Raw genomic sequence first — 2,944 nt, forward strand, 5'->3', positions numbered from 1 at the left:
AGATCTTCCAAGTGGACGAGCTCGCCTTCGAGCCATAGGCAGGCCGCGGCATCGGTGAAGTGGGTGCGTGCGATCCAGCCGTCGCGGATCGGGCTTTTGGCGAGGCGCTCGTCGAGGCGGGCCAAAGAATCCTCGGCGGCGGCGAGCGGGCCGCCGATGGCGGCCCAAGGCAGCGGATCGGGAATCTGGTAGCTGGAAGGCAATGTCGATGCTCCCTCAATCGCAAATCCGGCGTCTTGGGCTGTTCAAGAAATTCGAGGCTTCCGACCAGTAGGTTGGTTCCTTAGTCGCTCGCACACGGCAATATGCCGTAAACTGTCGCTTTCACTTCCCAATTTCAACGGCGAAAACGTCATATGTTGTTTAGGTTTAGGGTCTAAAGCGAGCTGAATTTTCCGCTAGCGATTTCAGTGACCGCTCGAATTGCCGCACCGACCCCAAATCCGAACAACCGCGTCTGCGTCTGCGCCGCCATCGGAGGAGGCGTGGCTGGCGGCGCGCCGCGTTGCGCGCGAACTCGACAGGATCCTCGATGAGGCAGACCCGCATCGAACGGCGGTCGATCGGGCGGCCGCCGAGCTGCGCCTCTCGACGCGGCAAGTCTATAATTTGCTGGCGCGCTATCGCGTCGACCGACGGGTGTCGTCGCTGCTGCCGCGCACGAACGGCGCGAGGAAAAAGCGGCTCGCGATGAAGTCGAGGAAATTGTCGCGGCGACCTTGCAAGCGCAATGGTTGACGCTGGAGGCGCCGCCGCTTGCGCCTGTCGTGGCCGAAATCCGCGCCCGTTGCGAGGAGGCCGGGCTGGCTGCGCCCTCCTACGGCGCTGTCGACCGCCGCATTCCGTCGCTGTTCAGCCCTGAAGAAATCGCCAAGAAGCGGTCGGCGAACCCGAAGCATCTGCTGCGGCTCAAATCGAGACCCCGGATATATCCGCGCGTCGAAGCCGCTGGAGGTTTGTCAGATCGATCACACGCCCACAGACATCCAGTTCGTGGAGGTCGTGGAGGGCGAAGGCGTCTTCGTCGGCAGGGCGTACCTGACCCTCGTCGCGGATGTGGCGACGCGCAGCATACTCGGGTTCTGCCTGACCCTCGAAAAGCCGTCGGCGCTGTCCGTCGCTCTATGCCACGCGCAGGCGATGTGCCCGAAGGAGGATTGGTTGGCCGCGCGCGGCATCGAGGATCGCTGGCCGATGTTCGGACGACCGCGGCAGCTCGTCACCGACTCCGCGAAAGAGTTCAAAGGGCGCGCTTTCCAGCGCGGCTGCGAGGACTATGGCATCCGCATTCGCTACCCCGATCGCGGCCGCGTCCATGAGGGCGGGGTGGTCGAACGGCTGCTCGGGAAGCTCAATGCCGTACTCGCGATGCACCCGGGGTCGACGGGTCGATCCGTGGCGGACCGCGATGGCTATCCCGCGGAGCGGCGCGCTCGGCTGAGTTTCGCCGACCTCGAGCGGTGCGTGGCGCTCGCCGTGATCGATCACAATCTGCAGCAGAATGCGAAGACGTTGAAGGCGCCGGCGGTGGAATGGGCGCAACACAGCCAGGATCTTCCGCGTTTCGAGGACGACCCGGCGCGGGTCGTGCTGGCGTTCCTGCCCGGAGCGGAGCGGCGGCTTTCGCCGCAAGGCGTCAGCCTGTTCGCGCTGGACTACTATTCGCCGTGGCTGGGCGGCCTGGTCCCGCGGCGCGACCGTCTCGGCCGGCTCGAGGTGCGATACGACCCCCGCGACATCAGCCACGTCTATGTCCGGGATCCGGAAACGAGGGAGTTTCGGTCCGTCGGGCGACGCGATGGGCGGCTCGCTCCGACGACGCTTTGGGAGCACGAAGGCGACCGCGCTCGTCGACGCGCCGTGAACGCGCGATCGGACACGGAGAAGGTGAAGTTTCAACGTCGGATCGCCGAGATCGTCGGCGGATCGAAGCCGTCGAAGGTCGAACTGCGCGATGCCGTGCGCCGGACTCTCGCGGCCGAGGCTGGCAAACCCTATGAGGCCATGCGCCCGTCGGCGCCTGCCAGTCCAGCCGAATGTTCGGTCCGCGAAAAGCGCGGGTTGCCGGTCGAGGATTGGTGAGATGGTCGACCATCTGCTCGATCATGTTCGCCCGTATCTCGACTGTAGCCTGGAGGACCGCATCGCCTATATCCGGGCGCCGCGTTGGATCGGACACCACGGTGCAAGGCAGGCGCTCGAGCGGCTGAAAGAATTGCTGTGCCGGCCTCCGTCGTTGCGCACTCGCGGTCTGATGCTGGTCGGGCCCTACGCCAACGGCAAGACGATGATCGCCGAGCGCTTCGCCGTCGCGCATCTGAAAGCCTGCGAGTCGCAGCGGGTGTGGGTGCTCCAGACGCGCGAGGGCGCCGGACTCGCACACTTCTACGGAAGCATCCTGCGCGCACTGCGCGCGCCGACGGGAAACAGCCGGGACGTCGGCCGCAAGGCCGAGCAGGTCGATCATCTGCTGGACGGCCTGAAACCTAAAGTCCTGATTTTCGACGAATTCCACAACGCGCTGCGCGGCCGATCGCGCGACGTGGAGGCGGTGTTGGCGTTCCTGCGACGGATCGGCCGTCAGTTCGACATATCGTCGGTTCTGATCGGCGAGGTCGCGGTGTACGATTTCATCAACGCGACCGACGAAATGGCGAGCCGGTTCCAACTGCTCGCCGCGCCGCGATGGCGCTATGACGAGGAGTTCCTCGCGCTCCTCGACAGTCTGGAAAGCGCCCTGCCGCTCCCGCGCCGTTCCGATCTGTCGGAAGAGAAACTCGCGCGAGAGATCTTCCGGCTTTCGGAAGGGATGATCGGCGAGATCGTGGCGATCATCACGACGGCGGCGGTCGCGGCGGCGAGGTCCGGCGCGGAGCGGATCACCCAAGCCTTAATCGACGAGCTGGATTACGTCCCGGTGTCGCGACGCCGCGGCGCGCGGCTG

Annotated in this window: 1 protein-coding gene and 2 pseudogenes; 2 read left to right on the forward strand and 1 reads right to left on the reverse strand. The window is 65.4% G+C overall.

Annotated features, from left to right (window positions below):
• Window positions 1-203: pseudogene (locus tag CWO89_RS42565) on the reverse strand (RHE_PE00001 family protein); the annotation flags it as partial.
• Between the two features lie 238 nt (window positions 204-441).
• On the opposite strand from CWO89_RS42565, the pseudogene CWO89_RS42570 reads away from it, so the two are divergent.
• Together CWO89_RS42570 and CWO89_RS42575 are read left to right on the forward strand one after the other, a co-directional pair.
• Window positions 442-2,082, forward strand: a pseudogene (locus CWO89_RS42570) (TnsB C-terminal domain-containing protein).
• Window position 2,083: 1 nt separating this feature from the next.
• Window positions 2,084-2,944, forward strand: an 861-nt coding sequence (locus CWO89_RS42575; protein WP_130584177.1) for a TniB family NTP-binding protein, incomplete at its 3' end; no start/stop codon positions are given.

The sequence above is a fragment of the Bradyrhizobium sp. Leo170 genome, from assembly GCF_004296405.1.
Classification (GTDB): domain Bacteria; phylum Pseudomonadota; class Alphaproteobacteria; order Rhizobiales; family Xanthobacteraceae; genus Bradyrhizobium.